General features: G+C 69.4%; 5 protein-coding genes. 1 reads left to right on the top strand and 4 read right to left on the bottom strand.

Translation table 11 applies throughout. The features are described 5' to 3' along the window. From ACE3TU_RS18090 to guaB, 3 genes are all read right to left on the bottom strand, one after another. A partial coding sequence (locus ACE3TU_RS18090) for an RsmB/NOP family class I SAM-dependent RNA methyltransferase (RefSeq protein WP_374626740.1) occupies positions 1-1,187 on the bottom strand: 1,187 nt, incomplete at its 3' end. Next, the gene (locus tag ACE3TU_RS18085; RefSeq protein WP_374626738.1) at positions 1,188-1,631 is read right to left on the bottom strand and encodes an MAPEG family protein; all 444 of its coding nucleotides are present in this window, start codon (positions 1,629-1,631) and stop codon (positions 1,188-1,190) included. It lies immediately after the preceding gene. 2 nt (positions 1,632-1,633) lie between these two features. Then, positions 1,634-3,136, bottom strand: a complete 1,503-nt coding sequence (gene guaB / locus ACE3TU_RS18080) for an IMP dehydrogenase (RefSeq protein WP_374626736.1) — start codon at positions 3,134-3,136, stop codon at positions 1,634-1,636. Between the two features lie 259 nt (positions 3,137-3,395). On the opposite strand from guaB, the gene ACE3TU_RS18075 reads away from it, so the two are divergent. Continuing rightward, entirely contained in the window at positions 3,396-5,447 is a 2,052-nt protein-coding gene (locus ACE3TU_RS18075) for an elongation factor G (RefSeq protein WP_374626734.1), read from the top strand. A 21-nt stretch (positions 5,448-5,468) separates the two neighbouring features. Here the strand turns inward: ACE3TU_RS18075 and ACE3TU_RS18070 are convergent. Beyond that, on the bottom strand, positions 5,469-5,804 hold a 336-nt coding region (locus ACE3TU_RS18070; RefSeq protein WP_374626732.1), incomplete at its 5' end, for a hypothetical protein.

Genomic DNA, 5,804 nt, shown 5'->3' with positions numbered 1-5,804 from the left:
GAGAAGTGCCCCATCCACACCCGATTGCCGGGAACCGCGGTGAACTCCGGCCTGTCCGCGAGGAAGGCCAGGGCCTGCGCCGCATTCTCCTCGTTCAGGATCGAGCAGGTGATGTAGACCAGCGTGCCGCCGGGTCGCAGGTAGCGGGCCGCCTCGGCGAGGATGTGCCGCTGCTCGGCAACGCGCGCCCCCACCTGTTCCGGCGTCAGCTTCCACTTTGCCGTCGGCTGCCGGCGCCACGTCCCCGTGCCGGTGCACGGCGCATCGACCACCACCCGGTCGAGCTTGCCGACGAGGTCATCGAGCGCCCCGGGCCTGGGTGGCCGCACCTGCACGTTGCGCGCCCCGTTTCGCTTCAGGCGATCGTAGATCGGGGCCAGCCTGGCCCGGTCGCTGTCATAGGCGAAGATCTGGCCCCGGTTCTGCATCTCGGCGGCCATCGCCAGCGTCTTGCCGCCGGCCCCGGCGCACAGGTCGAGCACCTGCTCGCCGCCGCGCGCCCCTGCCAGGGTGGCGACGATCTGGCTGCCGAAATCCTGCACCTCGAAGCCACCGGTGAGGTAGCCCCCCTCGATCTGGACGTTCGGGGTGCGGCTGTCGCGGGCGCCGGCCGGAAAGCGGATGCCGTTCGGGATCAGCATCTCCACGTCGGGGGCGAGGTGCTCGAGCGAGCGCAGCATCCGATCGCGGCTGGATTTGAGCGTGTTGACGCGCAGGTCGAGCGGTGGACGCCCGGCAAGCCCTCGGGCCTCCTCGAGCCAGTCGTCGCCGAAGCTCGCCCGGAAATGCGGCACGGTCCACTCCGGCACGTCGCCGCGAACATGGTCGGGCGCGTCGGCGAGCGGCGCCGGCGCGGCCAGGCGCTCCGCCTCGGCGTCGGAAACCTGGGGCGGCGCAAAGCGATCCCCGGCGAAGCTGGCGTTGAGCCGGTCGATCGGCTCGCCCCAGTCGCGGACCGCGACCGAGAGCACCAGCGCCCGCGGCGCGTCCGAGCCCATCGCCCAGGCATGCGAGGCGCGACGTCGCAGCGCATCGTAGACGAGATTGCCGATCGCCGCCCGGTCGCCGGCGCCGGCAAACCGGTTGGCGAGGCCCCAGGCCTTCAGCGCCTCGGCGACCGGGCGCCGGTGCGCCTCGATGTCGGCCAGTACGTCGATGGCGGCGGCAATCCGTCCGGGCAGGCGCATTCACTTCGCTCCAGTGGCGACAAGGACGAGCCGGACGACGAGGACCAGCCACAGCCCGCACAGCAGCGCCAGTCCGGCCGTGTAGGCCCAGAACCGGCGGATCACATGGTTGCTCGTCACGTGGATGAAGGCGTGGACGTAGCGGGACAGGACGAAGGCGAGGGCCAGCACCACCTCGAGCGGGCCGCTGCCGAAGGCGAGGGACAGCAGGCAGGCGACATGGAAGAGCACCGGCAGCTGGAACTGGTTGTCCACCGCGTTCGACACCTGCTTCTCGCGCTCCGGCCACGCCGTCCGGCTGAGCGCGATCTCGCGCACCCTGACCTCGCCCCGGACGATCATCGGGATACGGACGAAGCCCAGGTACCAGATGAGTCCGAGCGCCAGCGCGCCCTGCAGCAGCATGGCGCCGATCAGCCAGTACGCGGCGGCGTCGAGCGGCAAGCTCAGTTCCCGCCGCGGTAGTTGGGACTCTCGCGCGTGATCGAGACGTCGTGCACGTGGCTCTCGGACAGCGCCGCTCCCGAGATCTTCACGAACACAGCATTGTCGCGGAACTCCGGCAGCGTGTGCGCGCCGGTATAGCCCATGGCGGCGCGCAGCCCGCCCGCCAGCTGGTGCAGCACGTTGCCGGCGGCGCCCTTGTACGGGACCTGTCCCTCGATGCCCTCCGGCACCAGCTTCAGGCTGTCGTTGACCTCCTGCTGGAAATACCGGTCCGCCGAGCCGCGGGCCATCGCGCCGACCGAGCCCATGCCGCGGTAGGATTTGTAGGATCGGCCCTGGTACAGGTAGACCTCGCCCGGGCTCTCGTCCGTGCCGGCCAGCAGGGACCCCACCATCACGCAGGCGGCTCCGCCGGCCAGCGCCTTGGCCATGTCGCCCGAGAACTTGATGCCGCCGTCGGCAATCACCGGCACACCCTGCCGGTCGGCCTCTTCCGCGCAGGCCATGACCGCCGCCAGCTGCGGCACGCCGACGCCGGCGACGATGCGGGTGGTACAGATCGACCCGGGGCCGATGCCGACCTTCACCGAGTCCGCCCCCGCATCGATCAGCGCCCGGGTGGCTTCCCGCGTCGCCACGTTGCCGGCGACGATGCGGGTCGAGTTGCTCTCCCGCTTCACCCGCTCGACGGCCTTCAGCACGCCCTCGGAGTGTCCGTGGGCGGTGTCGACCACCAGCAGGTCGACGCCGGCCTCGATCAGGGCCAGCGAGCGCTCGAAACCGGCGTCGCCCACCCCCGTCGCCGCCGCCACGCGCAGCCGCCCCTGCGCATCCTTGACGGCATGCGGGTTGAGCTGCGCCTTCTCGATGTCCTTGACCGTGATCAGGCCGACGCAGCGTCCGTCGTCGTCGACCACCAGCAGCTTCTCGATGCGATGGGCGTGCAGCAGCCGCTTGGCGTCGTCCTTGCTCACCCCGTCGCGCACCGTGATCAGCCCCTCGCGGGTCATCAGTTCCGCGATCGGCTGATGCGGATTGGAGGCGAACCTGACGTCCCGGTTGGTCAGGATGCCGACCAGCCGGCCGAGCCGCCGGCCGCCCTTGCCGCCGTTCTCGACCACCGGGATTCCCGAGATGCGGTTGGCCTGCATCAGGGCGAGCGCATCGGCGAGGCTGGCATCGGGGCCGATGGTGATCGGGTTGACCACCATGCCGCTCTCGAAGCTCTTGACCGCCCGCACGTGCTCGGCCTGTACCGCGATGTCGAGGTTCTTGTGGATCACGCCCATGCCGCCCGCCTGCGCCATGGCGATGGCCATCCGGCTTTCGGTCACCGTGTCCATGGCCGAACTCAGGATCGGGATGTTGAGCGAGATGTCCTTGGTCACCCGTGTGCGGATATCGACCTGGGTGGGCAGCACGTCCGAATGCGCGGGCTGCAGCAGCACGTCGTCGAACGTCAGTGCGCTATCGCCGGTGATGGAGGAAACGATCTTCGCCAAGGGGTGGCCCTTCCTTCTGTCGCGCAGAAAAACGGAAGCCCGTGAGAGCGATCGACTCGTCGCCGGCTCACGGGTTGGCGAGGGTGATTAGCACCGGGCACCAACCTTGGGAAGTCACGTTCGTGCATGGCGCTTCGCCGCATGGGACAGAGCTGGGCAATGGGCGTAAGCTCCGTGTCGTGGACGCGCCTCGCCCGGTGCGAACGCCAGCACCGGGGAGGACGTCTAGAGGCGAACAAATCAGGAACAGGAGGAGCAGATGACAATCGACACCGGCAGACAAGGCGGGCCCCGGTGCATAGCGCTTGTGGGTCCGTTCGCGAGCGGCAAGACGACGCTGCTCGAGGCGATCCTGGCGCGCACGGGGGCCGTCAGCCGACAGGGACGGGTCAAGGACGGCAATACCGTCGGCGATGCCTCCGCCGAAGCGCGCGCCAACGCCATGAGCGTCGAGGTGAACGTCGCTGAGACCAGCTACATGGGCGACAGCTACACCTTCATCGATTGTCCGGGGTCGGTGGAGTTCCAGTACGAGGCCGTGCCGGTGCTGGCGGGCGTCGATCTCGCGGTGGTGGTGGCCGAGGCCGACACCCGCAAAGTGCCGGCGCTGCAGATGATCCTGCGCGATCTCGAGGCCCGGCGCGTGCCGCACATCCTGTTCCTCAACAAGATCGATCGCCTCGCCGGATCGGTCCGCGACGTGCTGCAGATGCTGCAGTCGGCGAGCCACGTGCCGCTGGTGCTGCGGCAATTGCCGCTGCTCCGCGACGGCGCCATCGCCGGGTGCATCGATCTCGCCCTCGAGCGGGCGCACCTCTATCACGAGGGGGCCGAGAGCGAAGTGGTCGCCATGCCCGATGCGGAACGGGCCGCCGAGATCGAGGCGCGGACCGCCATGCTGGAGACCATCGCCGATTTCGACGACGAACTGCTCGAAAAGCTCCTCGATGACGTCCGGCCCGAGCAGAGCCTGATCTTCCACGACCTCGTCGAGGAAATGCGCGACGGCAGGATTTGTCCGGTCTTCGTCGGGTCCGCCGAACACGGCAACGGCGTCTCCCGCCTGCTCAAGGCGCTGCGGCATGAAGCGCCGGGCGTTGCGCAGACCCGGGCCCGCCTCGCCCTCGCCGACGGCGATGCGACGGTGGTTCAGGTGCTCAAGACCCTGCAGACGCAGCGCAGCGGCAAGGTCTGCGTGGCGCGCGTGCTCAATGGCAGCCTCGCCGATGGAGCTCTGCTCAGGACCGCCGATGGCCGCGAGGCCAAGGTCTCGGGGCTCTTCCGGCTTGTCGGCCAGGACATCGGCAAGCGCGATACCGCCCATGCCGGCGATACGGTGGCGCTCGGCAAGGTCGAGGCGGCGCGGACCGGGGACACGCTGTCGAACCGCGGCAGCGTGCCTGACCTCGCCCCGCTGCCCGCGTCGAACCCGATGATGGCGATCGCCATCGCGCCCGAGGAACACAAGGACGATGTCCGGCTCTCCACCGCCCTCGCCAAGGTGCTCGAAGAGGATCCGTCGCTGCGTCTCACCCACGTTGCCGAGACCGGCGAGACCATCCTCGAGGGGCTGGGCGAGATGCACCTGCGGGTGGTCACCGAGCGTCTGAGGCATCGCTACGGTGTCCCGCTGCAGGTCACCCAGCCCCGTATCGCCTATCGCGAGACCATAAGCCGGACGACCAGCGTCCGGGGGCGCCACAAGAAGCAGTCCGGTGGGCACGGGCAGTTCGGCGACGTCGTCCTGACCATCGCGCCGGTCGCGCGTGGGGAGGGCGTCAGCTTTTCCGAGACCATCACCGGCGGCGTGGTGCCGCGGCAGTACATCTCCTCGGTCGAGACGGGGGTGCTCGAATACCTGGCGGCCGGCGGCCCGCTGGGGTTCCCCGTGGTGGATGTCGCCGTCACCCTGACCGACGGCTCCTATCACGCCGTCGACAGCTCGGACATGGCCTTCCGGCAGGCGGCGCAGGTCGGCATGCGCGAGGGCATGCCGCAATGCGACCCGGCGCTGCTCGAACCGGTGATGGACGTGGTCGTCCACTGTCCCGCCGACGCCACCGCCCGGGTCAACGCGATCCTGCCCAGGCGGCGCGGTCACATTGTCGGGTCGGACGCCCGGCCGGGTTGGGACGGCTGGGACGACGTGCGGGCTCTGGTGCCGGCATCCGAACTGCAGGATCTGATCGTCGAACTACGCTCCGCCACGGCCGGTGTCGGCAGCTTCGAGCAGCATTTCGATCACCTGGCCGAGGTCCCCGCCAGGCTGGCCGAGGAGATCGCCCAGCGCTACGGGCGCCAGGCCGCGTGACGCCGCCTGACGCCGCCTGCCTCAGGCGTCGGCTTCGGCCGGCGCCTGGGTCGTGGGCTGGGGAAGGTCCATGGCCTCGATCCGCGCGATCAGCGGCTCGATGCGGTCGACCCGCTCCAGGTGTCGCTGCTCCATGGAGAAGTTCAGCGTCATGTACTCGCGACCCGGACAGAAGGTCGAGATGTTGGACGAGGCGTGATAGGCGCCGCAATAGATCGGCTCGATCATCCAGTCGGTCACCGGGCCCATCGTGTGATGCGGCGGCACCAGCGTCAGCACGCTGTCGGTGCGCCCGGAGAAGCGCCAGAAGCGATCGCCGTACAGGAACGGGAAGAAGCGGTGAATCTGCCGGTGCAT

The sequence above is a fragment of the Devosia sp. genome (assembly GCF_041917035.1).
Lineage (GTDB): Bacteria > Pseudomonadota > Alphaproteobacteria > Rhizobiales > Devosiaceae > Devosia_A.
This window is presented reverse-complemented; position numbering and strand designations above follow the sequence as displayed.

Coding starts and splice junctions, on each gene's coding strand:
- ACE3TU_RS18075 (WP_374626734.1), top strand. CDS start 3,396: ATGACAATCGACACCGGCAGACAAGGCGGGCCCCGGTGCATAGCGCTT.